Origin of the sequence: Novosphingobium sp. NDB2Meth1 (genome assembly GCF_900117425.1) — a bacterium.
Taxonomy (GTDB): Bacteria; Pseudomonadota; Alphaproteobacteria; order Sphingomonadales; family Sphingomonadaceae; genus Novosphingobium.
This window is the reverse complement of the sequence record NZ_FPEH01000014.1, coordinates 272,842-296,714: the sequence shown is the minus strand read 5'-3', so window position 1 is coordinate 296,714 and position 23,873 is coordinate 272,842. Positions and strand designations below refer to the sequence as shown.

Genomic DNA, 23,873 nt, shown 5'->3' with positions numbered 1-23,873 from the left:
GAGAGGGGGGCCCGCCAATTCAACCGCTTTGACACGCCGATGCTGTCCCGCAGCTTTACGGAAACACTTGCAGGCCGAGAGCCTGTGCATAAATCGCGGCGTGGCGGCGCGCCATGACCGCTTCATCGAACTCGGCGCAGGCGCGCAGCCGGTTGGCCGCGCCGATCCGGCGGCGCAGCGCTTCATCGCCCGCCAGCTGCAGCAAGGCCGCCCCGAGTGCGGCCTCGTCGCCCGCAGGGGTGATGAATGGCGTGTTCTCGGGCGCGACCATCTCGAGCACGTCACCCACCGCCGTGCTCGCGACCGCAAGGCCGGACGCCATGGCTTCGACGATCGACAGCGGGAATTGCTCGCTTTCCGAGGACAGCGCAAACAGATCGAACAGCGCGGTCGCCTGCGCCGGATCGGCCACATAACCGGGCAAGTGGACACGGTGCCCGATCTCGAGCTTCAGCGCCTCGGCCAGGATCGCCTCGCGCTCGGGCCCCTCGCCGACAATGACGAGCTGCCATTCCTCGGGCAGCGCGCGAAAAGCCCGCACCAGCCGGGGCAGCGCCTTGACCTGGCGCAGCCCGGCAAGCGTACCCACCCATTTCTCCCCAGGCCGTTTCACCACGCGCGGCAGGGCATCGGGGCGCACGCGCCGGGCCTTGGCGGGATCGTAGTCTTCCACCGGAATGCCGTTGCCGATGCAGTGGACCCGCGCGGCGGGCTGGTGCCAGGCTTCCAGCGCCACCTGCTCGAGCTGCCGCGAGGGGACGATCAGCGCGCTCGCCCGCGCCAGCGCGACACGGCGATACCAGTTGCGAGTAGGCTTGAGACGCTGCGCCTCGTCGACGTGGAAGCCGTCCTCGTGGTGGATCAGCGGGGCGAGGCCCATCGTCGGCGCGAACATGGCGTGCGCCATCGCGGCGTCCATCGCGCCCCAGTTGTAGGTGAGGATGAGGTCGAAACCCTGCATCGCGCGGGCCAGGGTCTGCAGGCGGCGCACGCCGAAGCGGCCCTGCAGCGCGGGAAAACCGAACGGGAAATGGACCGGCAGGCCCGGATCGATCAGCGCCCGCGCGCCGAGTGCGCCCGGCTGCGCGGAGACGATGCTGTGATCGACCGCCTTGCCGAAACGGTTGATCAGCGAGGTGGAGCGCCGCTCCTTGCCGCCGGCATCGAAGGTGGAATGCAGGTGCAGCAGATGGAGCCGCTTGGCCGAAGATGGCTTGCTCATGCCGGTGCAATCACTCCGCGCGTGCCAGCAGCCGGTCGATGGCGGCGATGGCTTCGTCCTCGTCGAGCGTGGGCGCATGGCCGACACCGGGGACGGTGACCAGTTCGGTGGCCGCTCCGCGCACTTTCATCCGCGCGGCGACTTCAGTGGAGAGGATATCCGAATGCGCGCCGCGCAGCACCAGCAGCGGGCGGCGCGCGATCGATTCGTAGATGCCCCACATCACTTCTGGTGCGGGCGCCGGGCCTTGCTCGGCCTCGAACGGTTCGGCGATGTTCATGTCATAATCGAAGGTGATGCGCCCGCCTGAGCCGATCACCATGCAGCGCTTGGCCATGCGCAGCCATGCGGGCAAGTCCCAGCCGGGATAGATCTGGCGATTGGTCTCCTGCAGCGCGCGGGCGGCGTGGACCCATGTCTCGTAGCTGCGCCCCTGCCCGACATGTTCGCGGATGCGCGCGAGGCCCACCGGATCGATTTCCGGCCCCACATCATTGATAACCGCCCCGGCGATGCGTTGCGGGTTCACAGCGGCGAGCATCATCGTCATCAGCCCGCCCAGCGAAGTGCCGATGGAGACGAAGCGCTCGATCCCTTCCGCGGCAAGCAGCAGTTCGACATCGGCGACGTAGTGCGCGGGGGTGTAGGTCATCGGATCGCGGGCATAATCGCTGTCACCGCGCCCGCGCATGTCCGGGCAGATCACGCGCCAGTCGCCCGCCAGCCGCTCGGCCAGCGCCTCGAAATCGCGGGCGTTGCGGGTGAGGCCCGGCAGGCACAGGATCGGCGGCCGCTCCGCGCTTCCGGGATAGTCGCGGAAATGCAGTTTCAGGCCGTCGCCGCTGGTCCAGCTGCGATCTTCCCAGCGCTTTTCGCCGCCTTTCAGCGCCTCTGCCATCGTCTCTACTGCCTGAGCCCCGCGCATAAACAAAAGGGGCGCGCTTGCACGCCGCCCGCTTCGTGCCCACTATCGCGCGATGCAAGCAAGCCCGCAAGACGCGATCTACCGCCCCGCCCCGCGCATTCTCGATCTGGCGCGCTGGATCGGCGATCCGGTCGCCCCGGCCGACTTTCCGGAAACCAAACTGCGCTTCCGCAACGACCGCGCGGCTGCGGAGGTGGGGCTGGCGGGGCTGAGCGACGAGGAATGGGTGCGCCATATGGGTCGCTTCGCGCCGCTGGAGGGCAATCTCCCCCAGCCGCTGGCGCTGCGTTATCACGGGCACCAGTTCCAGACCTACAACCCCGATCTCGGTGACGGGCGCGGGTTCCTCTATGCGCAGCTGCTGGACGCAGAGGGCCGCCTGATGGACCTCGGCACCAAGGGGTCGGGCCAGACGCCGTGGAGCCGGCAGGGTGACGGGCGGCTGACGCTGAAGGGCGCGATGCGCGAGATCCTCGCGACCGAGATGCTGGGCGCGCTGGGGGTGAACACCAGCAGGACGTTCTCGGTGATCGAGACCGGCGAGGCGCTGTGGCGCGGCGACGAACCCTCCCCCACCCGCTCGGCGGTGATGGTGCGGCTGAGCCATGGACATATCCGCATCGGCACGTTCCAGCGGCTCGCGACGCTGGGCGAGGCGGACAACATGGCGCAGCTCGTCGGCTATTGCCTCGGCAACTTCCCCGGACCGGCGGGGCCGGAAGGCGTGAGCCCCGCCGCGCGGCTGCTCCATCAGGTGGTGGAGCGCATGGCCGACATGGCGGCGAGCTATGTCGTCGCGGGCTTCGTCCACGGCGTGCTCAATACCGACAACATGAACGTGACGGGCGAGAGCTTCGACTATGGCCCTTGGCGCTGGCTGCCGCGCTGGGACCCGGCGTTCACGGCGGCCTATTTCGACAGCAGCGGACTCTATGCCTTCGGGCGGCAGGTGCAGGCGATCCATTGGAACTGCGGTCAGCTCGCCGTGGCGCTGCGCACGCTCGAGGAAGCACCGCCGCTGATCGCGGCGCTCAACACGTTCGAGGACCATTACCGTGCCGCGATGGCCCGGCGCTGGTGCTGGCGGCTGGGCCTCGTACCGCGCGGGATCGAGGCGGACACGGTGCTGATCGGGCTGTGTGAAGCGGCGATGGCGGAGAGCGGTGAAGGGCCGGATGCGTTCTTCTTCCGCCATCGCGGTGGGCGCGGCGATGCAACCGGCGCGATCGGCGAGGCCATGTCGGCGTATGAAGCGGTGGCCGACACGCATCCGTACTGGGCCGATCCGGCGCCGCAATCGATGCTGATCGACGAGGTCGAGGCGATCTGGGCGCCGATTGCCGAGAGCGATGACTGGTCGCTGCTCAAGGCCAAGATCGCCGCGCTGCGCCGCATGGGCGAGGCGCATGGGCCGCGCCCGCAGCCGGCGGGGCATGCCGGAAAGGCATAGTTTTGCGGGTGAGGGTTTCTTGTTTGGTTACCACTGTCATGCCATAGGCCGCACACCGCAGCGGCCTCGCGCCGCGTGAGCGGCAAGGCAGAGGAAGGCCAAGCGCACCCGTGTCCACCGGCGAAATCGTCTCGTTCGAACCCGCGACGGGCTCGGAACTGTGGCGCGGCCGGATCGGCGACGCCGAGGACGTGATCGCCCGCGCACGCCGGGCCTGGCCGCTCTGGGCCGCGCAGCCGCTCTCCACCCGCATCGAATTGCTGCGCCGCTTCGCCAATGAAGTGCGCAAGGAATCCGACAAGCTCGCCGATCTGATCGCGCGCGAGACGGGCAAGCCGCTGTGGGAAGCGCGCGGCGAAGTCGACAGCGTGATCGACAAGGTCGAGGTTTCGGTGCGCGCCTATGCCGAGCGCACTTCGCAGCGCAAGCTCGACAGCGCGCTCAACGGCACCTCCGCTGTCCGCCACAAGCCGCACGGCGTGCTGGCGGTGATCAGCCCTTACAACATGCCCGCGCTGCTTCCGGCCGCGCAGATCATTCCGGCGCTGATCGCGGGCAATGTTGTGGTGTTCAAACCCTCGGAAAAGGCGCCCGCGACCGGCGAGCTCCTTGTCCGCTGCTTCCACCGCGCCGGGATTTCGGCGGCGGTGGTGCAAGTGTTGCAGGGCGGCCCAGAGCAGGCCCAGACGCTCGCCATGCATGACGGGGTGGACGGCGTCCTGTTCACCGGATCGGCCCACGCTGGAGTCTCGATCAATCGCAAGCTTGCGTCCAATCCCGGCAAGGTCGTCGCGCTCGAACTGGGCGGCAACAATCCGATCGTGGTGTGGGATACGCCCAAGATCGTCGATGCCGCGACCATCGTCGTGCAATCGGCCTTCACCAGCGCGGGCCAGCGCTGCTCCTCCGCGCGGCGACTGATCATCAAGTCGACGATGTACGATGCGGTCATCAGCGAAGTGCGCCGCCTCACCGAACGGCTGATCGTCGGCGCGCCGTTCGATACGCCGACGCCGTTCCTAGGCCCGGTGATCGACAATGTCGCCGCCGACGGCCTGACCGAAAGCTTCGTCTACCTGCTTTCCAACGGCGGCCGCGCGATCAAGCACATGACCCGGCTGCGCGAGGACCTGCCCTTCGTCAGTCCGGCGATCATCGACGTGACCAAGATCGACGAGCGGCCCGATGTCGAACTGTTCGGCCCGCTCCTGCAAGTCGTCGCGGTCGACGATTTCGATGAAGCCATCGCCGAGGCCAACAATACCCGCTTCGGCCTCGTCGCCTCGCTGCTCGGCGGATCGCCGCAGGACTACAACCGCTTCTGGGCCAACGTCCGCGCCGGGGTGGTCAACTGGAACCGCCCGACCATCGGCGAAGCAGCGGGCGCGCCGTTCGGCGGGACCGGCCTTTCCGGCAACAACCGCCCGGGCGGCTACTACATGGCCGATTCGTGCGCCTATCCGGTGGCGTCGGCGGAAATGGAACAACCACGCGCAACGATCGGTGTGGGGCTTAGGGATACGTGAGAGCTGTGGGGCGCGGGTTGGGTTGATGACTGGGATCGGGCGACTAGCGGCCGAACACGCCCAGCCCGTCCAAGATGATCCAAGCCAAGACCATGAATACGCCAAACAGCTTCATGCGCTGGTACGTTCTATAACCAGGGGTGTCCTTTTCGCCGTAGCTCATGACCCCTTGCCTAAAGCACCGCGTTGCGTCAGCCAATAGGCGCACACGGTCGTTCGAGTTTACTCGCCCCGGTCAGGCGCTTTTGCCAGCTTGGCACGTGCCTCGAGCGCATAACTCGCTGCGCTCGCGGGTGAAGAAAGGGGGTGCCTCCCCGAACGCGCCGTGCGCTAGCTCTTCGGATCGGGCAGCGGCAGTGCCGGATCGGCGGGGCCGGCCGGGACGATGGCGAGATTGCGGTTGTTGGCCTGCGAAAGATCGGGATCGACCATCAGCTGGCCCTCGATCGCCGCCTGCATAACCGGATCGTGCGCGGGGCCTTCCTCGCCGCCACGCGTGCGCGGCGTTTCGGCCGAGCAGGCGGCCAGCGCGGCGAGGAGGATGAGCGGCAAGGCGCGGCGAGCATGCATCGTCATCCCTCATGCACCGGGCATGGTTAACCCTGCGTCACCAGATCTTTTGGAGGCCATGCCATTTTGATGCTTGGTCGTGCGCGCCGGTGCTGCCATGGCGCGCGGCATGAGCACAGCATCATCCCGCCAGAACGGTGCCATGGCCGCCATCGCGACCTATGCCTTCTGGGGCGTGATGCCGATCTATTTCAAGCTGCTGGGCGAGGTCCCCGCGCCTGAACTGCTGGCGTGGCGGATCATTTGCAGCATGCCGATCTGCCTCGCGATCATCGCGCTGCAGCGGCAGGGGCCAGCGCTGCTTGCCTCGCTGCGCAACCGGACCGTGGTGCTGCGGCTCGCCACCAGTGCGGCGCTGACCGCGACCAACTCGCTGATCTTCTTCATCGCCGTCGTCACCGGCCATGTGCTGGCGACCAGCCTTGGCTACTATATCATGCCGCTGATCAACGTGCTGATCGGCACGGTCTTCCTGCACGAGAAGCTGAGCCGGGTGCAGTGGGCCGCCGTGGTGATCGCCGCCATCGGCATCGGCCTCCTCGCGTTCGGCGAGCTCGACATGCTGTTCGTCGCGATGGCGCTGGGGGTGAGCTATGCGCTCTACGGCTTCGTCCGCAAGGTGGTGCCTGCCGGCGCGCTCGAGGCGGTGACTATCGAGACCGGAATCAGCCTGATACCGGCGCTTCCCGTCGTCCTCTGGTATGCTTGGACCGGCGGCGGCGTCGGTGGCGGTTCGAGCATCGCGGCAAGCTGGGAGATGGCGGGGCTGCTGATGGTCGGCGGCCTGTTCACCGCGATCCCATTGCTGCTGTTCGGCTATGCGGCGCGGCGGCTGACGCTTTCGGCCATGGGCTTTGCGCAGTTCATCACGCCGAGCATCGGCTTCCTGCTCGGCCACTTCCTCTACGGCGAGCCGCTCGATGAGGCGCGCACCGTGTGCTTCGTGCTGATCTGGACCGCAGTTGCCCTGTTCAGCTGGGACATGTTCCGTCAGGCGCGGCTCAATTCACACACGTCTTCCTGATGGTGTGTGATCTGAGTCCAAAAACCGGTTCCCACTTTTTGGGATCACACACGAAAGCGCCAGCCTAGCGTCTCCCCGGCGTGGAAGGGGACGACCATCGTCTCTCCCACGTCGATCTCGTCCGGAACGGTTACGGGCGCGCGCTCCAGCGTTACCGTGCCTTCGTTGAGCGGCAGGCGGTAGAAGCGCGGGCCGTGCTCGCTGGCAAAGCCTTCGAACTTGTCCAGCGCGCCTTCTTCCTCGAACACCTTGATGTAGCTTTCGAGCGCGAAGGGGGCGTTGAAGATACCCGCGCAGCCGCAGGCCGCTTCCTTGAGGTGTTTGGCATGCGGCGCGCTGTCGGTGCCGAGGAAGAACTGGGTGCTACCAGACGTCGCCGCCTTGCGCAGCGCCAGCCGGTGATGCTCGCGCTTGGCCACCGGCAGGCAATAGGCATGCGGGCGGATGCCGCCGACAAGCATGGCGTTGCGGTTGATGTGGAGGTGCTGCGGGGTGATCGTCGCGGCGAGGTTTGCGCCCGCGCTCTCGACGAATTGCACCGCCTCGCTCGTCGTGACGTGCTCGAACACGACACGGAGGCCGGGCAGCGCCTTCACGAGCGGGATCAGCGTGCGCTCGATGAACACCGCCTCGCGGTCGAAGATATCGACGTGGTTGTCGGTGACTTCGCCGTGGATGAGGAGCGGCATGCCGATCTTCTCCATCCGCGCGAGGACGGGCATGATGTTGGCCACATCGGTCACGCCGTGGGCCGAACCGGTGGTGGCATGCGCCGGGTAAAGCTTGGCTGCGACGAACACGCCCTGCGAATGCCCGCGCTCGACTTCGTCTGGATCGGTGTGGTCGGTGAGATAGAGCGTCATCAGCGGCGTGAAATCGCTGCCCTCGGGGAGCGCGGCCATTATGCGGTCACGATAGGCCGAGACCCCTGCGACATCGGTCATCGGCGGCGAGAGATTGGGCATGACGATCGCGCGCGCGAACTGCCGCGCGGTATGCGGGGCGACGCCCGCGAGCAGCGCGCCATCGCGCAGGTGGACGTGCCAATCATCGGGGCGGCGGATGCTGATCGAGAGAGGTGTGGTCATGCCCTTCCCCTTAGGCCGGACCGTGCCTATCTGTCACCCATGAGCGCACCTCGATTGACCAATCGCACCATAGTACGGCTCTCCCCACTGGACGACAGCGAGGACGTGGCCGCCTTCCTGCAGGGCCTTGTGACGAGCGACGTGAAGGGACCGCTGCCGGTCTGGACCGGATTGCTGAGCCCGCAGGGAAAAGCGCTGTTCGACTTCATCGTGTGGGCGGATGGAAAGAACTTGCTGCTCGATTGCGAGGCCGCCGCTGCGGCTGCGCTGGCCAAGCGCCTTTCGCTCTACCGCCTGCGCCGCAAGATCGCGATTGCGCAAGACAGCACGCTGGGGGTCTACTGGCAGGCGGAAGGCGAGCCGACCGACCCGCGCCTGCCCGCGCTGGGGCATCGCTGGATCGCGCCGGTGAGCGCCGATGACGTGGCGGTTGATGATGCCTGGCGCGCGCACCGGCTGGCGCATGGCGTGCCGGAGGGCCTCGCCGAACTGGGCAGCGAGCAGACGCTGTGGCTGGAAACCAATGCCGTGGAGCTGAACGGCGTCAGCTTCACCAAGGGCTGCTATGTCGGGCAGGAAAACACCGCGCGGATGAACTGGCGGCAGAAGGTGAACCGGCGGCTGGTGGTGGTGCCGCTCGCCGCTTCGGATACCGCCCGGCAGCGGGCGGCCTATGCCGAGCTCGGATTGGCCGTGGATCACCGGCGAGTGGAGGATATTTCCGCAGACATGGCGCCGGCGTGGATGGAATTGTCGCCCCCGTAACTTGACCCGCTCATGCTGAGCTTGTCGAAGCATCATGCGCAGCGGTCGCGCTGACACCCTTCGACAAGCTCAGGGTGAGCGGGGTTGCAAGGCAGCGAAGTTGAGCGGGACGTCTATCCCGCCTGCGTGATCTTCGCCGCTTCGGTCGCGGCATCGAGCATCCGCGCGGCATAATCGCGCGCCGCGCTGCGCGGCAGTTCGAGTGCCTGGCTGAGCGGGCCGCCCATCTGCGCATCGCCCAAGGCCATGAGCACAAGTGTCAGCGTGGTGCCGCGCATTTCGTCGGAATGGAAATCGCCGACTTCGATCACGAGGTCGTGGATCACGTCGACGATGGGATCGAGGGCGTCCTCGTTGCCCGTCAGCAGCATCCATGAAGCGAGGGCGCCCGCCCCCTCGCGGTCAAATGCATCGAAGGTGAGGTCCACCACATCACGCGGGCTGCCCACGCCCGAGCGGCTGGCGATCACCGCCTCGCGGATCACCGCGCAGATCGTTTCGGCGAGATGCCGCGCGAGTTCCTTCTGCAGGCCGGAGGCCGAGCCGAAGTGATGCAGCAGATTGGCATGGGTCCGCCCGATCCGGCCTGCCACGGCCTTCAAGGTCACGGCCTGCGGGCCGGCCTCGATCAGAAGGGCCCGCGCGGCTTCGAGGGCGGCAATACGGCTTTCTTCGGGACTGAGACGCTTGCGAACGGACATTGTACGGGCCGATTTCCCCCTTGCGGCGCACCCTTACCCCCGCGCGCCATGGTTCCAACGCCTAGAACCGTGCGGCGTGGGGGGCAAGAGGGACGCACATTTCAGGCCGCGCGGCGCATCGGCTCCTGGTCGTCGCCGCCGTCATCGCCGTTGCCGGCCTCGCCGAGGTGGATCTGGTAGACCACGCTTGTCACCACGGCATCGCGCCCCTCGCTGCGACGCGGGCGATGCTCGCCGGTGGGCGCGAAGCCGAGCTTGCGCAGGACGCGGCCCGAAGCCGGGTTGTCGAGGAAATGGCTCGCCTCGATCCGGTCATGTCCGAGCGCCCGCGCAATGCTGAGCACCGCACGCGCGGCCTCGGTGGCAAAGCCGCGGCCCCAGTGGTCGCGGGCGATCCAGTAACCGAGTTCGGCCGCGCCCTGCTCGCCGGGAGCCATGCCCGCACAGCCGATGATGCGCGTGCCATCGGCGCCGGGCAGGGTCACCAGAAAGTCGGGATGCTTGGGATCAACCTCGCGGCTGACGAACCAGCGCGCATCGTCCGCCCGGTAGGGCCACGGCGCGCGGGCGAGATTGCGCACCACCGCCGCGTCGTCGATCGCGGCGTGCAGTTCAGCCCAGTCTTCGGGCCATGCAGGGCGCAGGAACAGCCTTTCGCTGCGAATGAACATCAAACGTCTCCTCATCCGCCCCTCGATTTCCCTTGGCTGCTAACCAAAGGAAATGACAGGCATATTGCGGTTGGCCAGGTCTCGCGCGGTTAATGCGTCAGGACGTGGCTCGGGTGAGGGAGACAATAAAAAAGGGAGACGGGTTGGCCCCTCTCCCTCATTCAGCCGACCGGTGAAGGTCGGCGGGGCCATCCCGTGGGATGGCCCGTGATGACCATCCGATTACTCTGCGGCCTCGGCCAGCATATCCACCGAGACGTACTTGCGACCAAGCTTGCCCGAGTGGAAACGCACTTTGCCTTCGGCGAGCGCGAACAGCGTGTGGTCCTTGCCCATGCCGACATTGGCGCCCGGGTAGACCTTGGTGCCGCGCTGACGAATGATGATGTTGCCGCCGATCACGTGCTGATCGCCGAACTTCTTGACGCCGAGGCGGCGGCCAGCCGAATCGCGACCGTTGCGCGATGAGCCGCCTGCTTTCTTGTGTGCCATGTCAGATTACTCCGAAAACTTGCGGTCAGGCGACGCTGAGGATGCGCAGCAGGGTCATCTGCTGGCGGTGGCCGTTGCGGCGACGATAGTTGTGCCGGCGGCGCTTCTTGAACACGATCACCTTCTCGGACTTCGCCTGCGCGATGATCTCGGCCGAAACGGTCACGGACTTGGCATCCGCAAGCACGCCTTCGTTCCCCGCGAGGAGGACGTCGGTCAGCGTGATCGTTTCACCGGCTTCACCCGCCAGCTTCTCGACCGCGATCTTGTCTCCGGCGGCAACCCGATACTGCTTGCCGCCCGTGCGCACGATTGCGAACATGGTCTCTGCTATCCGTTTCAAGTGTCTGGCCGCCCTATGAGCCCGCGAATCGGGCACCATCAAACGGCATGGCCGAATCTCCGCAAAGGATGCGGAGGCCCGGAAAGAGTGGCGCGGTTAATCGAATGGGCGCCCCATGTCAACGCCGCCGGGCGGTGAAATGACGCCTGCCGCCGCTTCCCCGGTCCGGCAAAAGCTTCTATGGCCCGGGCATGGCATCCCTGTCCATCCGCATCGGCGCGTCGCTGGCAGTTCTGCTCGCACTTTCGGCCTGCAACGCGAACCGCTCGCGCTTTCCCTCGCTGGCGATTCGCCCGGCGGAGCGTGCCTATGGCACCCGCCAGCAGGCCGCGCCGACGCCGGCACCGAGCGCAGCGGCAACTGCCGATCTTCCGACCCGCGTGGCTACCCTGCGCGAACAGGCGGCCAAGTCGCATGCCCGGTTCACCGCGCAACAGGCCTCCGCGACAGCCTTGATCACCGCCGCAAAGGGTTCCGCGCCCGGTACCGATGCCTGGAGCCGCGCCGCCATCGCACTGGCCGGGCTCACCTCCGCGCGCGGCGAAGGCATGATAGCGCTCTCCGATCTTGACCGGCTGCTGATCGCCGCAACCGAGACCGCCGCGACCGGACCGGACAATGACCTCAAGGTCGTTGCTCCGGCGCACCGCGATGTCGCCGCGCTGCTGGGCGAAGAGGACCAGACGATCGCCGCGCTGAGAGACAAGCTGGGCAGCTAGAGCACTTTCCGACCAATCTGGCTCACCGGGATTGCTCTTGGAAGCTTCTCGGCAAGGAACGCCGAGCAGCGCGGGCTGGTAGCCCGTGCAAACGGCGCGACGATGTCCGAGGGGCTTCCAAGAGCAACCCCGAGGGGCGGGCCGATTTTGGCCCATCGCAGCGTTGTTCGTCGGTCACTATATGCCAGCATAGCTCCCTCCTCGCGCCTCGCGCTGGGCCAAAATCGGCTCCGTCACGGTGAGCAAGATTGGTCGGAAAGTGCTCTAGGCACCTACCAGCGCGCTAGGTCGCGGTGGTCGTCGGGCCGGGGCTCGATCCAGCGCCAGCCGGCGGCGGTTTTCTCGCGCTTCCAGAACCAGCTCTGGCTTTTCAGGTGGTCCATCGCGAAGTCCGCCGCGGCGAAGGCATCGCGGCGGTGGCGCGCGGCGGCAGCGACAAGGACAATGGGGTCGCCGGGATGCATCACGCCGTAGCGGTGGATGATCAGCAGGCCATCGAGCGCCCAGCGGGCGCGGGTCGCGGCGGCGAGCGCTTCCATGCCGGGCAGCGTCATCGCGGCGTAGTGCTTGAGTTCCAGCGCCTCGACCGCATGGGGCCCGGGTTCGGCGCGCACTTGGCCGAGGAAGCTGACAATGCCGCCCGCCGCAGGATGCGCGGCGGTGAAGGCGGCCATTTCCTCCGGCGGTGAGAAGCCCTCACCCAAAAGGCGCACGTCGGCCATATCAGCCGCCACTGACGGGCGGGAGGAAGGCGAGCTCGTCCCCTTCCGCCAGCACGACCGCATCGCTATCGCCCAGCAATGCGCCGTTGAGCGCCATGCGCACGCGCTCGCCGAGGAGTTCGACGGCCAGTGCCGGATCGAGCGTGGTTAGCACTTGCTCCAGCGGTCCGGGCGTCACCGCAAGTTCGCCTGTGCCGACGATGTCTTCCAGCCGGCCGAGGAACACCAGTTTGGCCGGCATGCTCAGCCGCCCGTCATCGACATGTGGCGCGCGAGCGCGGGGGCGGCGCCGGGCTTGTCAATCACGAAGGCGTGGCGTTCGGGCTTCTCGCCCATCGCGCGGGCGAAGGCATCGGCCATGGCCGCTTCGGGATTTTCGGACCGCAGCGCGGCGCGCAGATCGACCTTGCCCTCGCCGCCGAGGCACATGAAGAGCTGGCCGGTGGCAGTGACGCGCACGCGGTTGCAGCCCTCGCAGAAATTGCCGGTGAGCGGTGTGATGAAGCCGAGGCGCCCGCCCGTCTCGGCAATATCGACATAGCGCGCGGGGCCGCCGGTGCGCGCTTCGCTGGCGGTCAGCGTCCAGCGCGCCTCGAGATCGCGGCGGACCGCATCGAGCGGGAGGTAGTGATCGAAGCGGTCGCCCTCGACTTCGCCGAGCGGCATGACCTCGATCAGCGTGACCGAATGGCCCTCGCCGTGCGCCCAGGCGATCAGGTCGGGCAGCTCATGCTCGTTGATGCCCTTGAGCGCCACCGCGTTGAGCTTGATCCGGATGCCCGCCGCCTTGGCCGCGGCGATGCCTTCGAGCACCTGCGGCAGGCTGTCGCGCCGGGTCAGCTCGGCAAACTTGGCCCGGTCCATCGTATCGAGCGAGACGTTGATGCGCTTGACGCCCGCCGCCGCGAGATCGTCGGCAAATTCAGCAAGGCGCGTGCCGTTGGTCGTCAACGTCAGTTCGTCGAGGCTGCCGTCATCGATCTTGCGGCCCAATGCGCGGACGAGCTGCATCATGTCGCGGCGCACCAGGGGCTCGCCCCCCGTCAGCCGGATCTTGCGCACGCCGCGCGCAATGAAGGCAAGCGCGACTTCGTGGAGTTCTTCCAGCGTGAGCACTTCGGCGCGCGGCAGGAAGGTCATGCGCTCGGGCATGCAATAGGCGCAGCGCAGATCGCAGCGGTCGGTCAGCGAGAGCCGCAGATAGGTGATGCGGCGCGCGAAGCGATCAATCAGGGGCGACGGCGTGCAACTCATGCCTCAAGGTATACGAAGTCTCGCGCGAAAGATTCAAGGTGCGCGCCACCATCAACAAAAATAGTCTGGCCCGTTACGGTGCGGGCCTGTGCCAGAAACACCACGGCATCGGCAATGTCACCGGGGCTGGCCAGTCGCTCCAGCGGCATCAACGCGGTGAGGCGGAGCCACTGCTCTTCGGTGTAGTCCGGCGTCGGCAGGGTGAGCCCCGGCGCGACGGCGTTGACCCGCATGCGTGGTGCAAGGCTGCGCGCGAGGGTGCGCACGGCGGCATGGAGCGCCTGCTTGGAGAGCGTGTAGCTCAGCTGATCCGGCACCGGATTGATCACGCGCTGGTCGAGGATGTGGACGACCGCAGCGTCGTCGCCGGCGATTTCGGCGAGCGCGCGGGTGAGGAGCACCGGCGCGGTCAGGTTCACTGCAAGGTGTTCGTCGAGCATTGCAGCCGTCACGGTCCCGGCGGAATCCTCGCGGAACAGGGCTGCGCAGTTTACCAGCAGTGTCGGCGCGCGCCCGGCCAGCGCCTTCGCCTCGCCCGGCAGTCGGCTAGCCGCCTCGGCGTCTGAAAGATCCGCCGCCAGAGGGAAAACCGCAGCGCCGAGAGCCGTCAATTCGGCAGTGAAGGCTGCATCGTGCGTTGCGAAGCTATGCGCATGGAGCGCGAGATCATAGCCCGCATGGGCCAGCGCGCTTGCGATGGCTGCGCCGATCCGCCGCCAGCCGCCGGTGACAAGGGCAAGCGGGCGTGCCGCAGTTTCCGTCATCAATCGCGCCGGTGCCGGGTAAGCGTCATGCCGATTTCCTCACCCCGCTCGCTGATCGCCAGCTTGACGATCTTCACCGTGACGCGCTGCACGCGCTTGTCCTGCAGGAAGAGCGTTTCGCAAATGTGGTCTGCCACCGATTCGATCAGCTGGAAATGGACACCCTTGGGCAGGCCTTCGGTCGCCGCGTGCTTGAGGTCCATATAGTTCTTGCTCGCGGTGAGCGGGCAATCGGGGGTGTAGCGGTCCTGCGGGGCAAGCGCCGCCGAGATCGAGATGCGCAGCGGCTGCGGACGCCCGGTCTCCTCCGAATAGATCCCGGTGAGGACATCGGTTTCGATATTGGCGACTTCGAGGATGAGGCTGTCGTTCACGGGCCGCGCCTCTGGCACCCCGCAGCGCCCGTGTCCAGTGTGGGGGCGCCCCAGATTTGCTTATGTTTCACGGCTGGACCACCGCGCGAAAATGGCGGTGGGCAGGATGCGGCCGTTCTCGCCATCTTCCTTGATGGCAAGATCGCCATGCTCGACCGTCCCCGGAAGGCCCGCGAGCGCCTCGGCCAGCAGCCCGCCGATGGCGAGCGAGGACATGCGCACAGCGTAGACCGTCAGGAACAGGAAGCGGCTATCGCTATCCAGTAGCCGCGCGCAATCGGCGATGAGGGCGGGGAGGTTTTCCTCCAGCCGCCAGACTTCACCTTCCGGCCCGCGCCCGAATTTGGGCGGATCGAGGATGATCCCGTCATAGCGCCGCCCGCGCCGCACTTCGCGCGCGGCAAACTTGGCGGCATCGTCGACGATCCAGCGCACGGGGCGGTCTTCGAGGTTTGCCACCGCTGCATTGGCGCGCGCCTGCGCTACCGCCTTCTTCGAGGCGTCCACATGCGTCACCGGGCCGAAGCGCGAAAGCGCCATCGTGCCGACGCCGGTATAGCCGAACATGTTGAGGGTGCTCGCGTCCGCCTTTCCTTCCAGCCGCTCGCCCATCCAGTCCCATACCGGGGCCATATCGGGGAAGAAGCCGAGGTGGCGGAAGGGCGTGCACTGCGCGGTAAAGCCGATCCCGCGCCACGACAGCGGCCAGCCTTCGCGCGGGACGGGTTTGGCATAGGTCCAGCGCCCGCCGCCGTCCTCGTCGGAGCCGGGGACGAATTCGCCGTGCGCGTCCCAAACGGCCTGCCGGGGCGCCCACATTGCCTGTGGCTCGGGGCGGATGAAGCGGTAGGGGCCGTAGCGCTCGAGCTTGCGCCCGTCGCCGCTGTCGATGAGGCCGAACTGGTCCCAGCCCGGCCCGACCATCAGCTTTGCCTGAAGATCGAGCGCGGCCACTTATCCCGCCCGGGGTGTCGCGCGCTCGGCGATCCACGCTGCGACGGTGTCGTAGTCGCCGGGCAGGCGCGTATAGGCTTCCTCGCGCACGAAGAGATCGCCGACGCGTGCGGGCAGGCCGGGGCGCACGCCGGTCGCGCGTTCGACTGCATCACTGAACTTGGCAGGGTGCGCCGTGGCGAGCGTCACCACCGGCACATCGGGGCCCAGCCCCTCGGCCACGCGCGCCGCATGGAGGCCGATCGCGGTATGCGGATCGAGCACTTCGCCGCAGGCCTCGTAGGCCCAACGCATGGCCTGCGCCATTTGTGCGGCATCAGCGCGGGTGCTGGTGAACAGCTTCGCCGTATTCTCACGCTGCGCATTGGTGAGCTGCATCGCCCGGGTCGCTTCGAACTCGCGCATTTGCGCTGCCATCGCTGCGCCATCGCGCCCGCCTGCATCGTAGAGCAGCCGCTCGAAGTTGGAGGAGACCTGGATGTCCATCGAAGGCGCGGCAGTCGGCGTCACCGTGCCCGCCGAATAGTCGCCGGTGGAGAGCGCGCGGTGGAGGATGTCGTTGATGTTCGTCGCAACGATCAGGCGCTCGATGGGAAGGCCCATCTGCGCGGCGACGTAGCCCGCGAAGACATCGCCGAAGTTGCCGGTCGGCACGCTGAAGGCCACGCGGCGCTGGGGCGCGCCGAGCTGCAGCGCGGCGGCGAAGTAGTAGACCACCTGCGCCATGAGCCGTGCCCAGTTGATCGAATTGACCGCAGCGATGCCGAAGCGGCTGGTCATCGCATGGTCGTTGAACATGCGCTTCACCATCGCCTGCGCATCGTCGAAGCTGCCGTCGATGGCGATGTTGTGGACGTTGGGCGCGAGCACCGTGGTCATCTGGCGGCGCTGCACATCGGACACGCGGCCATGCGGGTGGAGCATGAAGATATCGACCTTGGCGCGGCCCGCCACGGCATCGATCGCCGCGGAGCCAGTATCGCCGGAGGTTGCGCCGAAGATCGTCAGGTGATCGTCGCGGCGGCCGAGGAATTCCTCGAACAGCAGGCCGAGCAGCTGGAGCGCCACGTCCTTGAACGCCAGCGTGGGGCCGTGGAACAGCTCGAGCAGCCACTGCCGCTCGTCGAGCTGCACCAGCGGCGTGACAGCGGCGTGGGAGAACCGCCCATAGGCCTCGCGGGTCAGCTCCAGAAGGCGCTCGGGCGTAATGCAGTCGCCCACGAAGGGCTGCATGACCTTCGCCGCAAGCTCGGCGTAGGGCAGACCCGCCATCGCGGCGATTTCGGCTTTGGTGAAGGTCGGCCAATACTCGGGCACATAGAGCCCGCCGTCCGAGGCGAGGCCGGCGAGGGTCACGCCCTCGAAATCGAGCGAGGGCGCCTGGCCCCGGGTGCTGACGTACTTCATGGCGCTGCCGGTTAGCCGCAGGGGGGCCGGGGCGCAAGGATTTGGGGGATGTGGGGGAGGCGGATGCGGATTTGGCATCGCGCAGAGGTCCGCATTCAAACCCCGATGCGCCCCTCGCCCAACGATCGTCGCCCCGTGCTTGACATGGGGCTGGGCTGTTCTTCCGGCGCGGCGCTCAACGGAAGAAAGCCAAGGCCCGGATCAAGTCCGGGCCGACGACAGTTTCATTGAAGACCATCCTGCCGAGGTGCCCGCTCGTGCAGCCGCTTCCGCAGCGCCAGCACATAGATCACCAGCGCCACCCCGGCGAACAGGAACCACTGCACTGCATAGGCGAGGTGGTTGTTGGGAATGTCCTTGGGGTCGGGCTTGGCATTCGCCTCCAGACCGGCCTGCGGCGGATCGGCAACAAGGCGCGGCCCCGGCGCGATCCAGCCGGTGACCACGCCGCCGGTCCAGACGGGCGCCGCAGGATCGGTCGACCAGCCGAGCACCAGCTGTCGCTTGGCGCCCTCGGCATCTATGCAGGTCACGACATGGGCAAGGCCCGCCTGGCCCTTCGCATTGCGGCCCGATAGCGTCGTGGACGCAAGAGCGCTGCGGCAGTCGAGCTGGCTGCGATGATAGAGCGCCCGCTGCATGGCAGAGGGCTCCTCCGGCCAGCGCACCTCGTCACCCGAAGCCTGTGCCGCTTCGTAGCGCGCGAGCATGGCTTCCTTCTCGCCCAGCCGCTCCAGTTGCCAGAAGCCGAGGTGGATCATGTAGGCCACTGCCACGAGCACGATCAGCGTCGGCACCATCGGAACACGCTTCATGCCAGAACTCCCGCCGCGCGCAGCCGCGCTATCAGCAAGGCCGCTTTCATCAGCCGCATCCCGCCGATGATCACGCCGGGGACCACCACCACGATGACCGCCAACATCAGCCACAAGGGCGGCCGCAGCAGATCATCGAACTTCAGGGCACCTGCGATCAGCAGGAAGGTCAGCGGCAGCAGTACGAAATAGAGACCCCGCCCGCGCGGTTCATAGTCGGCAAACACCAGCGCGCAGCCTCGGCAGGCTGGCGCGAAGCCCGCGGGCGCGTCCCACAAGCTTCGCGCGCCGCAGCGAGGGCACAAACCGAAAAGGGCAGCGCGGGTAAGCCCGCCCTGCCCTTTCGTGTTCTGGTCGGTGCTGTCTGTCACCGGAGACCGATCACTCGATCGGCGCGCCCCAGCCGCCCCACACGTAGATGGCGACGAAGAGGAACAGCCACACCACGTCGACGAAGTGCCAGTACCACGCGGCCGCTTCGAAACCGAAGTGCTGGCGCGGGGTGAAGTGGCCGGCATAGGCGCGCCACTGGCAGACGGCGAGGAAGATGGTGCCGACGATGACGTGGAAGCCGTGGAAGCCGGTCGCCATGTAGAACGCCGACCCGTAGGTGTTCTCACCGAAGCCGAACGGCGCGTGCATGTACTCGTAAGCCTGGATCGAGCTGAACAGCAGGCCAAGCGCAATGGTTGCCCAGAGGCCCTGCTTGAGGCCTTCGCGGTTGCCGTGGATCAGTTCGTGGTGCGCCCAGGTCAGCGTGGTGCCCGAGCAGAGCAGGATCAGCGTATTGAGCAGCGGCAGGTCGAACGGGTTCATCACCGCTTCGATGCCCTTGGGCGGCCACTTGCCGCCGACCACTTCAGCCAGCTCGTTCGGGAACAGCGAGAAATCGAAGAAGGCCCAGAACCAGCCGACGAAGAACATCACTTCCGAAGCGATGAACAGGATCATGCCATAGCGCTGGTGCAGCTGCACGACCGGCGTGTGATCGCCCGCATGCGCTTCCTTGATCACGTTGCCCCACCAGGAGAACATGGTGAGCGCCACGCCGAACACGCCGAGCCACAGCGCAATCTTGCCCCCGGCCATGCCGTGCATCGCGAAGACGCCACCGCTCGTCATCGTGAGCGCGGAAAACGCGCCGACGATCGGCCAGATATCAGGCGGCAGGATGTGGTAATCGTGGTTCTTGGTGCCGGCCATGTTCGTCTTCTAACCCCCGTCAGCTTGGGACCTGGCGAAACGCACCCTGCGGGCACGATTCAGCTTGTTTGCAAACGCCTTTATCGAGGCCGCACGACGCGGTCCAGAGGCTTTCCTACTTGTTTTTAGGAGGCACGGCAGCGGTGCTGTCGGCGGCTTCCGTGAAGGTGTAGGACAACGTGATCTCGCCCACGTCTTTCGCGTTGGGATCATTCAGCATATCGGGATCGACGTAGTAGATCACCGGCATGCGCACCTGCTCGCCCGGTTCGAGCCGCTGCTCGTTGAAGCAGAAGCACTGGATCTTGTGGAAGTAGGCGCCGGTCTGCTCGGGCGTCACGTTGTAGATCGCGCGGCCGACGATGGGGCGATCGGAGGTGTTCTTCGCGATGAAGAACGCCATCTTGCGCTCGCCGATATGCCCGTCCTGCGTCACCTGCTCCGGGCGGAACTCCCACGGCATGCCCTTGGTGACGTTGCCGTCGAAGCGGATCGTGATCGGGCGCGCGGTGGCCTTCACGCCGGCGGCCTGCGCCGCCGTCGCGCGCTGGGTCGTGCCGTTGAAGCCGGTGGCCTGGCAGAACATGCGGTAGAGCGGCACCGAGGCGTAGCCGAGGCCGAGCATCGACAAGGCCCCGATCGCGGCAATCGCGGCGACCTTGCGGTTGCGCCGGCTTGCGGCGTCCAGCGCCATGGCCATCAGGAGTGCTCCACCTGCCCGGCGCCTTCAGCCGGAGCGTGTTCGGGCTTGGCGGTGATCTTCACGATCGAGATCGCGAAGAACAGGATCACGAGGAAGCCGAGGATCAGTCCCATCACCTTGTTGCGCTCACGCTGGCGGGCGCGCAGTGCGTCCGTCTCGGCGGCGGTGAGCGGGCGGTTGTCGAAGGGCTGGGTCATGCTTGCAGGCCATAGATGGTCGCGAAGCGGTCGGCGACCAGCATCGCGAACAGGATGAACAGATAGAAGATCGAATAGGCGAACAGGCGCTTCTCCGGTTTCATGCCGTCGCCGGGTTCGGCCGTCCGCAGGCCCACTTTGATCGACAGCCACAGGAACATCCCGCTGAGCAGGAACGCGGAAGCGCCGTACACCAGACCGGTTCCGCCGATGAACCAGGGCGTCATCGAGAGCGGCAGAAGCACGAGCGCGTAAGCCAGAATTTGCCGCCGGGTCGAGCGTTCGCCCGCCACGACCGGCATCATCGGAATGCCCGCCTTGGAGTAGTCGATCTGCACGAACAGGGCGAGTGCCCAGAAGTGCGGCGGGGTCCACATGAAGATGATGAGGAAGAGGAGGACCGGCATCAGGGTGATGTGGCCGGTCACCGCGATCCACCCGATCAGCGGCGGAAAGGCCCCCGCCCCGCCGCCGATCACGATGTTCTGCGGCGTGCGCGGCTTGAGCCACACGGTGTAGAGATAGGCGTAGTAGAAGATCGAGAAGGCGAGGATGCCCGCCGCCAGCCAGCTGATCGCGAGGCCCATCGTCATCACCGAAATGCCCGACAGCGCGAACCCGAAGTCGCGCGCCGAGGTGCGGTCCATCCGGCCGCCGGGGATCGGCCGCTGCGCGGTGCGCTTCATCACCGCGTCGATATCGGCTTCCCACCACTGGTTGAGCGCCGCCGCGCCGCCCGCGCCGACCGCGATGCACAGGATCGCGGTGAACGCGAGCACGGGATGGATGGAGCCGGGCGCTGCAAGCATGCCGCAGACAGCGGTGAAGATGACGAGCCGCATGACGCCCGGCTTGGTCAGCGCGAAGAAATCGCGCCAGTCGGCGGGCATGATCAGGGCCGTGGGGTTCGCGGTGGACATGATGGGCGGCCTATAGGCGCGCTTGACGCGAAGGGAAAGCGAAAGGGTACCGGGCTTTGGGGCTATGCGGTGGGGCGTTGCGCTTTGGGCTGCCCAAACAAAAGGGCCCCGGATCGCTCCGGAGCCCCTCTGCTTGGTTGCACGGCAGTTCGATCAGTGCGCGTGCGCTTCCTCGATCACGGGGAGCGTCTCGAACTGGTGGAACGGCGGCGGGCTCGACAGCGTCCACTCGAGCGTGGTGGCGCCTTCGCCCCAGTAGTTGCCTTCCGCCTTCTTGCCGGCAGCCAGCGAGTAGATGATGTTCACGAAGAAGATCACCATCGAGGCGGCCATCACGGTGTAGCCGTAGCTGGCGATCGTGTTCCAGTACTCGAACGCCGGGGCGTAGTCCGGGTAGCGGCGCGGCATGCCCTGGACCCCGAGGAAATGCATCGGGAAGAAGATCAGGTTCACGCCGACGAAGAAGACCCAGAAATGCAGGTGGCTGAGAAACTCGCTGTGCATGCGGCCGCTCATCTTCGGGAACCAGTAGTAGAACCCGGCGAAGAGCGAGGTGACCGCGCCCAGCGACAGCACGTAGTGGAAGTGCGCCACGACGTAGTAGGTGTCCTGGAGGTTGTCGTCGATGCCGCCGTTGGCAAGCACGACGCCGGTCACGCCGCCGACAGTGAAGAGGAAGATGAACCCGATCGCCCAGACGAGCGGCGACTTGAACTCGAGGCTGCCGCCCCACATCGTCGCGATCCACGAGAAGATCTTGATGCCGGTGGGCACCGCGATAACCATCGTGGCGGCGGTGAAGTACATCTTCGTGTTCACGTCGAGACCGGTGGTGTACATGTGGTGCGCCCACACGATGAAGCCGACCGCGCCGATCGCGACCATCGCGTAGGCCATGCCGAGGTAGCCGAACACCGGCTTCTTCGAGAAGGTCGAGATGATCTGGCTGATGATGCCGAAGCCCGGCAGGATCATGATGTACACTTCGGGGTGGCCGAAGAACCAGAACAGGTGCTGGTAGAGGACGGGGTCACCGCCGCCGGCCGGGTTGAAGAACGTCGTGCCGAAGTTGCGGTCGGTCAGCAGCATGGTGATCGCCGCGGCGAGAACCGGCAGCGAGAGCAGCAGCAGGAACGCGGTGACGAGCATCGACCACACGAACAGGGGCATCTTGTGCAGGGTCATGCCCGGCGCGCGCATGTTGAAGATGGTGGTGATGAAGTTGATCGCACCGAGGATCGAACCCGCGCCCGCAAGGTGCAGCGAGAAGATCGCGAAGTCGACCGCGGGGCCGACCGATCCGGAGGTCGAGAGCGGCGCGTAGACCGTCCAGCCGGTGCCTGCGCCCATGCCGGTACCACCGGGCATGAAGGCCGAGATCATCAGCGAGCAGAAGCCCGAGACGGTCAGCCAGAACGAGATGTTGTTCATGCGCGGGAAGGCCATGTCCGGCGCGCCGATCATCAGCGGCACGAACCAGTTGCCGAAGCCGCCGATCAGCGCGGGCATGACCATGAAGAACACCATGATCAGGCCGTGGGCCGTGATCAGCACGTTCCACATGTGGAGCGTGGCGTTGAAGTCCTGATCATTCCCGCCAAGGAAATGCGTCCACCAGCCGAGGTACTGGATGCCCGGATGCGCGAGTTCGGCGCGCATGATGCCCGAGACGCCGCCACCGATGATGCCCGCGATGATCGCGAAGATCAGGTAGAGGGTGCCGATGTCCTTGTGGTTGGTCGACATGAACCAGCGCTGGAAAAACGCAGGCTTGTGGTCGTGATCGTGCGCATCGTGGTGATGGGCGTCGAAGCCTTCATGGGCTGGAATGCTGGCCATGGTTCTAACCTTGTCCTTCGAAATCTTTTACGCCGCGGGCGTCGGCTTGGCGGGAGCGGCCGCGGCAGTCGCAGCAGCCGGGGCACCGACGGTACCGCCCTGCGTCTTCACCCACTCTTCGAACTTGGCGCGGGGCAGAGCCTCGACCACGATCGGCATGTAGCCGTGGCGGGCGCCGCACAGCTCGGAGCACTGGCCGTAGTAAACGCCCGGCTCCTTGATGAAGAGCACCTTCTCGTTGATCTTGCCGGGGACGGCATCGAGCTTGAACCACAGCGAGGGGACGGCAAAGGCGTGGATCACGTCCGAACCGGTGGTCTGCAGGCGGATCGGCTCACCGGCGGGGACGACCATGCGGTTGTCAGCAGCCAGCTGCGGCTGCTCGCCGCGCTTGATGGCTTCGGCGTCCGGCAGGATGTTCGAAATCACTTCGAAGCCGCCGTTGTCCGGATAGGTATAGCCCCAGTACCACTGGTAGCCGGTCGCCTTGACCGTCAGCGCACCCTTCGGCGCCGGGGCATACTGGTGCGCTAGGAGGCGGATCGAGGGGACCGCGACCACAACGAGGATGAGCACAGGGACAACCGTCCAGATGATCTCGATCGTGGTGTTGTGGCTGGTCTTGGAAGCGACCGGGTTGGCGCGGCGGTTGAAGCGCACCATCACGAGCAGAAGCAGCAGAAGCACGAACAGCGTGATCACGGTGATCACTGGCATCAGCAGGTAATCGTGCATGCGCAGGGCTTCATCACCGATCGGCGAATACTGATCCTGGAAGGTCCAGCCCTTGGCGACCGGCTGGCCCTTGCCTTCGGTCGGCTTCATCGGGGTGTAGGAACCCTTGTCGACCGGGGCGGCGGCGGCAGGAGCAGCCGCGTCCGCAGCAGCGGCGCTGGCGGCCGGAGCCGGCGCAGCAGCCACCGGTGCTTCAGGTGCCGGCGCGGCTGCAGCAGGTGCCGGAGCGGCAGCCGCCGCCATGGCCTGAGGCGCAAATGCAAGCGCGGCCGCAAGGCTCAGTGTCCGAAACGCGCCCGTCACGGCGCGGGCAACATGGGTAAGACTCATGATCAACCGCTCTCGATTTTTTGCTTCTGTGCCGGGCATTTGCCACGACACTCCACACCCCAATTCCCTAAATTCAAGGGGGCCTATACGCGCGCTCGCCGCAAGCCTCAAGCGCCCAGGCGTATATTTTTGGGGCAATAGCGCTTGCCCTAAAGCTCTA

28 protein-coding genes are annotated in these 23,873 nt (G+C 66.5%); 5 read left to right on the top strand and 23 right to left on the bottom strand.

The window, feature by feature from the left end:
- Positions 1–55: 55 nt before the first annotated feature.
- On the bottom strand, positions 56–1,222 hold the full coding sequence (locus NDB2M1_RS08510; RefSeq protein WP_072381323.1) for a glycosyltransferase family 4 protein: 1,167 nt from the start codon (positions 1,220–1,222) through the stop codon (positions 56–58).
- Positions 1,223–1,232: 10 nt separating this feature from the next.
- Complete coding sequence (locus tag NDB2M1_RS08505; protein WP_072381321.1) at positions 1,233–2,120, bottom strand: alpha/beta fold hydrolase; 888 nt, start codon at positions 2,118–2,120, stop codon at positions 1,233–1,235.
- A 79-nt stretch (positions 2,121–2,199) separates the two neighbouring features.
- Here NDB2M1_RS08505 and NDB2M1_RS08500 point away from each other — a divergent pair, with 79 nt between their 5' ends.
- Positions 2,200–3,597: a protein adenylyltransferase SelO family protein gene (locus tag NDB2M1_RS08500; RefSeq protein WP_072381319.1), complete on the top strand. Its 1,398-nt coding sequence runs from the start codon at positions 2,200–2,202 to the stop codon at positions 3,595–3,597.
- Positions 3,598–3,707: 110 nt separating this feature from the next.
- Positions 3,708–5,123 (top strand): succinylglutamate-semialdehyde dehydrogenase, encoded by a 1,416-nt coding sequence (locus tag NDB2M1_RS08495; RefSeq protein WP_072381317.1) that lies wholly within the window; start codon positions 3,708–3,710, stop codon positions 5,121–5,123.
- A gap of 330 nt (positions 5,124–5,453) precedes the next feature.
- On the opposite strand, the gene NDB2M1_RS08490 is transcribed toward NDB2M1_RS08495, so the two are convergent.
- Complete coding sequence (locus NDB2M1_RS08490; protein WP_072381315.1) at positions 5,454–5,699, bottom strand: hypothetical protein; 246 nt, start codon at positions 5,697–5,699, stop codon at positions 5,454–5,456.
- A 103-nt stretch (positions 5,700–5,802) separates the two neighbouring features.
- Between NDB2M1_RS08490 and rarD the strand changes: the two genes are divergently transcribed.
- Positions 5,803–6,717, top strand: a complete 915-nt coding sequence (gene rarD, locus NDB2M1_RS08485; protein ID WP_083554767.1) for an EamA family transporter RarD — start codon at positions 5,803–5,805, stop codon at positions 6,715–6,717.
- Between the two features lie 44 nt (positions 6,718–6,761).
- Here the strand turns inward: rarD and pyrC are convergent, their stop codons facing one another.
- Entirely contained in the window at positions 6,762–7,805 is a 1,044-nt protein-coding gene (gene pyrC / locus NDB2M1_RS08480) for a dihydroorotase (RefSeq protein ID WP_072381311.1), read from the bottom strand.
- A 39-nt stretch (positions 7,806–7,844) separates the two neighbouring features.
- Here pyrC and NDB2M1_RS08475 point away from each other — a divergent pair, with 39 nt between their 5' ends.
- Positions 7,845–8,570: a CAF17-like 4Fe-4S cluster assembly/insertion protein YgfZ gene (locus NDB2M1_RS08475; protein WP_072381309.1), complete on the top strand. Its 726-nt coding sequence runs from the start codon at positions 7,845–7,847 to the stop codon at positions 8,568–8,570.
- Between the two features lie 113 nt (positions 8,571–8,683).
- Here the strand turns inward: NDB2M1_RS08475 and NDB2M1_RS08470 are convergent, their stop codons facing one another.
- From NDB2M1_RS08470 to rplU, 4 genes are all read right to left on the bottom strand, one after another.
- The gene (locus tag NDB2M1_RS08470; protein ID WP_054122209.1) at positions 8,684–9,271 is read right to left on the bottom strand and encodes a TetR family transcriptional regulator; all 588 of its coding nucleotides are present in this window, start codon (positions 9,269–9,271) and stop codon (positions 8,684–8,686) included.
- Between the two features lie 101 nt (positions 9,272–9,372).
- Positions 9,373–9,942, bottom strand: a complete 570-nt coding sequence (locus NDB2M1_RS08465) for a GNAT family N-acetyltransferase (protein WP_072381306.1) — start codon at positions 9,940–9,942, stop codon at positions 9,373–9,375.
- Between the two features lie 222 nt (positions 9,943–10,164).
- Positions 10,165–10,434: a 50S ribosomal protein L27 gene (gene rpmA / locus NDB2M1_RS08460; protein ID WP_054122207.1), complete on the bottom strand. Its 270-nt coding sequence runs from the start codon at positions 10,432–10,434 to the stop codon at positions 10,165–10,167.
- Between the two features lie 25 nt (positions 10,435–10,459).
- Positions 10,460–10,756 (bottom strand): 50S ribosomal protein L21, encoded by a 297-nt coding sequence (rplU, locus tag NDB2M1_RS08455; protein ID WP_054122206.1) that lies wholly within the window; start codon positions 10,754–10,756, stop codon positions 10,460–10,462.
- A 212-nt stretch (positions 10,757–10,968) separates the two neighbouring features.
- Here rplU and NDB2M1_RS08450 point away from each other — a divergent pair, with 212 nt between their 5' ends.
- Positions 10,969–11,496, top strand: coding sequence for a hypothetical protein (locus NDB2M1_RS08450; protein WP_072381304.1), 528 nt, complete (start codon positions 10,969–10,971; stop codon positions 11,494–11,496).
- Positions 11,497–11,768: 272 nt separating this feature from the next.
- Here the strand turns inward: NDB2M1_RS08450 and NDB2M1_RS08445 are convergent, their stop codons facing one another.
- The 15 genes from NDB2M1_RS08445 to coxB form a co-directional block, all read right to left on the bottom strand.
- Positions 11,769–12,218, bottom strand: coding sequence for a molybdenum cofactor biosynthesis protein MoaE (locus tag NDB2M1_RS08445; RefSeq protein WP_072381302.1), 450 nt, complete (start codon positions 12,216–12,218; stop codon positions 11,769–11,771).
- A gap of 1 nt (position 12,219) precedes the next feature.
- Positions 12,220–12,459 (bottom strand): MoaD/ThiS family protein, encoded by a 240-nt coding sequence (locus NDB2M1_RS08440; RefSeq protein WP_072381300.1) that lies wholly within the window; start codon positions 12,457–12,459, stop codon positions 12,220–12,222.
- 2 nt (positions 12,460–12,461) lie between these two features.
- Positions 12,462–13,472: a GTP 3',8-cyclase MoaA gene (gene moaA / locus NDB2M1_RS08435; RefSeq protein ID WP_072381298.1), complete on the bottom strand. Its 1,011-nt coding sequence runs from the start codon at positions 13,470–13,472 to the stop codon at positions 12,462–12,464.
- The gene (locus NDB2M1_RS08430) at positions 13,469–14,236 is read right to left on the bottom strand and encodes an SDR family oxidoreductase (RefSeq protein WP_072381292.1); all 768 of its coding nucleotides are present in this window, start codon (positions 14,234–14,236) and stop codon (positions 13,469–13,471) included. The genes moaA and NDB2M1_RS08430 overlap by 4 nt, the downstream gene beginning before the upstream one ends.
- Entirely contained in the window at positions 14,236–14,610 is a 375-nt protein-coding gene (locus NDB2M1_RS08425; protein WP_072381729.1) for a dihydroneopterin aldolase, read from the bottom strand. The genes NDB2M1_RS08430 and NDB2M1_RS08425 overlap by 1 nt, the downstream gene beginning before the upstream one ends.
- Positions 14,611–14,670: 60 nt before the next feature.
- Positions 14,671–15,534, bottom strand: a complete 864-nt coding sequence (locus NDB2M1_RS08420; protein WP_143146700.1) for an RsmD family RNA methyltransferase — start codon at positions 15,532–15,534, stop codon at positions 14,671–14,673.
- A gap of 30 nt (positions 15,535–15,564) precedes the next feature.
- Positions 15,565–16,971 (bottom strand): threonine synthase, encoded by a 1,407-nt coding sequence (thrC, locus tag NDB2M1_RS08415; protein WP_072381288.1) that lies wholly within the window; start codon positions 16,969–16,971, stop codon positions 15,565–15,567.
- A gap of 224 nt (positions 16,972–17,195) precedes the next feature.
- On the bottom strand, positions 17,196–17,786 hold the full coding sequence (locus NDB2M1_RS08410) for an SURF1 family cytochrome oxidase biogenesis protein (protein WP_072381286.1): 591 nt from the start codon (positions 17,784–17,786) through the stop codon (positions 17,196–17,198).
- Positions 17,783–18,064, bottom strand: a complete 282-nt coding sequence (locus tag NDB2M1_RS08405) for a DUF983 domain-containing protein (protein WP_253185817.1) — start codon at positions 18,062–18,064, stop codon at positions 17,783–17,785. The genes NDB2M1_RS08410 and NDB2M1_RS08405 overlap by 4 nt, the downstream gene beginning before the upstream one ends.
- A 103-nt stretch (positions 18,065–18,167) precedes the next feature.
- Positions 18,168–18,989: a cytochrome c oxidase subunit 3 gene (locus NDB2M1_RS08400; protein WP_072381282.1), complete on the bottom strand. Its 822-nt coding sequence runs from the start codon at positions 18,987–18,989 to the stop codon at positions 18,168–18,170.
- A 115-nt stretch (positions 18,990–19,104) separates the two neighbouring features.
- Positions 19,105–19,689, bottom strand: coding sequence for a cytochrome c oxidase assembly protein (locus NDB2M1_RS08395; protein WP_072381279.1), 585 nt, complete (start codon positions 19,687–19,689; stop codon positions 19,105–19,107).
- Positions 19,689–19,889, bottom strand: coding sequence for a hypothetical protein (locus tag NDB2M1_RS08390; protein ID WP_072381277.1), 201 nt, complete (start codon positions 19,887–19,889; stop codon positions 19,689–19,691). The genes NDB2M1_RS08395 and NDB2M1_RS08390 overlap by 1 nt, the downstream gene beginning before the upstream one ends.
- Entirely contained in the window at positions 19,886–20,809 is a 924-nt protein-coding gene (locus NDB2M1_RS08385; RefSeq protein ID WP_054120273.1) for a heme o synthase, read from the bottom strand. Before NDB2M1_RS08385 ends, NDB2M1_RS08390 begins: the two co-directional genes overlap by 4 nt.
- Positions 20,810–20,962: 153 nt before the next feature.
- On the bottom strand, positions 20,963–22,648 hold the full coding sequence (gene ctaD, locus NDB2M1_RS08380; protein WP_072381275.1) for a cytochrome c oxidase subunit I: 1,686 nt from the start codon (positions 22,646–22,648) through the stop codon (positions 20,963–20,965).
- Between the two features lie 27 nt (positions 22,649–22,675).
- Complete coding sequence (coxB, locus tag NDB2M1_RS08375) at positions 22,676–23,713, bottom strand: cytochrome c oxidase subunit II (RefSeq protein ID WP_072381273.1); 1,038 nt, start codon at positions 23,711–23,713, stop codon at positions 22,676–22,678.
- Positions 23,714–23,873: the final 160 nt, after the last annotated feature.

Bases quoted from the DNA above. Each gene is read 5' to 3' on its own strand.
- NDB2M1_RS08510 (WP_072381323.1), bottom strand. From the start codon at position 1,222: ATGAGCAAGCCATCTTCGGCCAAGCGGCTCCATCTGCTGCACCTGCAT.
- NDB2M1_RS08505 (WP_072381321.1), bottom strand. From the start codon at position 2,120: ATGGCAGAGGCGCTGAAAGGCGGCGAAAAGCGCTGGGAAGATCGCAGC.
- NDB2M1_RS08500 (WP_072381319.1), top strand. From the start codon at position 2,200: ATGCAAGCAAGCCCGCAAGACGCGATCTACCGCCCCGCCCCGCGCATT.
- NDB2M1_RS08490 (WP_072381315.1), bottom strand. From the start codon at position 5,699: ATGACGATGCATGCTCGCCGCGCCTTGCCGCTCATCCTCCTCGCCGCG.
- rarD (WP_083554767.1), top strand. From the start codon at position 5,803: ATGAGCACAGCATCATCCCGCCAGAACGGTGCCATGGCCGCCATCGCG.
- pyrC (WP_072381311.1), bottom strand. From the start codon at position 7,805: ATGACCACACCTCTCTCGATCAGCATCCGCCGCCCCGATGATTGGCAC.
- NDB2M1_RS08475 (WP_072381309.1), top strand. From the start codon at position 7,845: ATGAGCGCACCTCGATTGACCAATCGCACCATAGTACGGCTCTCCCCA.
- NDB2M1_RS08470 (WP_054122209.1), bottom strand. From the start codon at position 9,271: ATGTCCGTTCGCAAGCGTCTCAGTCCCGAAGAAAGCCGTATTGCCGCC.
- NDB2M1_RS08465 (WP_072381306.1), bottom strand. From the start codon at position 9,942: ATGTTCATTCGCAGCGAAAGGCTGTTCCTGCGCCCTGCATGGCCCGAA.
- rpmA (WP_054122207.1), bottom strand. From the start codon at position 10,434: ATGGCACACAAGAAAGCAGGCGGCTCATCGCGCAACGGTCGCGATTCG.
- rplU (WP_054122206.1), bottom strand. From the start codon at position 10,756: ATGTTCGCAATCGTGCGCACGGGCGGCAAGCAGTATCGGGTTGCCGCC.
- NDB2M1_RS08450 (WP_072381304.1), top strand. From the start codon at position 10,969: ATGGCATCCCTGTCCATCCGCATCGGCGCGTCGCTGGCAGTTCTGCTC.
- NDB2M1_RS08445 (WP_072381302.1), bottom strand. From the start codon at position 12,218: ATGGCCGACGTGCGCCTTTTGGGTGAGGGCTTCTCACCGCCGGAGGAA.
- NDB2M1_RS08440 (WP_072381300.1), bottom strand. From the start codon at position 12,459: ATGCCGGCCAAACTGGTGTTCCTCGGCCGGCTGGAAGACATCGTCGGC.
- moaA (WP_072381298.1), bottom strand. From the start codon at position 13,472: ATGAGTTGCACGCCGTCGCCCCTGATTGATCGCTTCGCGCGCCGCATC.
- NDB2M1_RS08430 (WP_072381292.1), bottom strand. From the start codon at position 14,236: ATGACGGAAACTGCGGCACGCCCGCTTGCCCTTGTCACCGGCGGCTGG.
- NDB2M1_RS08420 (WP_143146700.1), bottom strand. From the start codon at position 15,534: ATGGTCGGGCCGGGCTGGGACCAGTTCGGCCTCATCGACAGCGGCGAC.
- thrC (WP_072381288.1), bottom strand. From the start codon at position 16,971: ATGAAGTACGTCAGCACCCGGGGCCAGGCGCCCTCGCTCGATTTCGAG.
- NDB2M1_RS08410 (WP_072381286.1), bottom strand. From the start codon at position 17,786: ATGAAGCGTGTTCCGATGGTGCCGACGCTGATCGTGCTCGTGGCAGTG.
- NDB2M1_RS08400 (WP_072381282.1), bottom strand. From the start codon at position 18,989: ATGGCCGGCACCAAGAACCACGATTACCACATCCTGCCGCCTGATATC.
- NDB2M1_RS08395 (WP_072381279.1), bottom strand. From the start codon at position 19,689: ATGGCCATGGCGCTGGACGCCGCAAGCCGGCGCAACCGCAAGGTCGCC.
- NDB2M1_RS08390 (WP_072381277.1), bottom strand. From the start codon at position 19,889: ATGACCCAGCCCTTCGACAACCGCCCGCTCACCGCCGCCGAGACGGAC.
- NDB2M1_RS08385 (WP_054120273.1), bottom strand. From the start codon at position 20,809: ATGTCCACCGCGAACCCCACGGCCCTGATCATGCCCGCCGACTGGCGC.
- ctaD (WP_072381275.1), bottom strand. From the start codon at position 22,648: ATGGCCAGCATTCCAGCCCATGAAGGCTTCGACGCCCATCACCACGAT.
- coxB (WP_072381273.1), bottom strand. From the start codon at position 23,713: ATGAGTCTTACCCATGTTGCCCGCGCCGTGACGGGCGCGTTTCGGACA.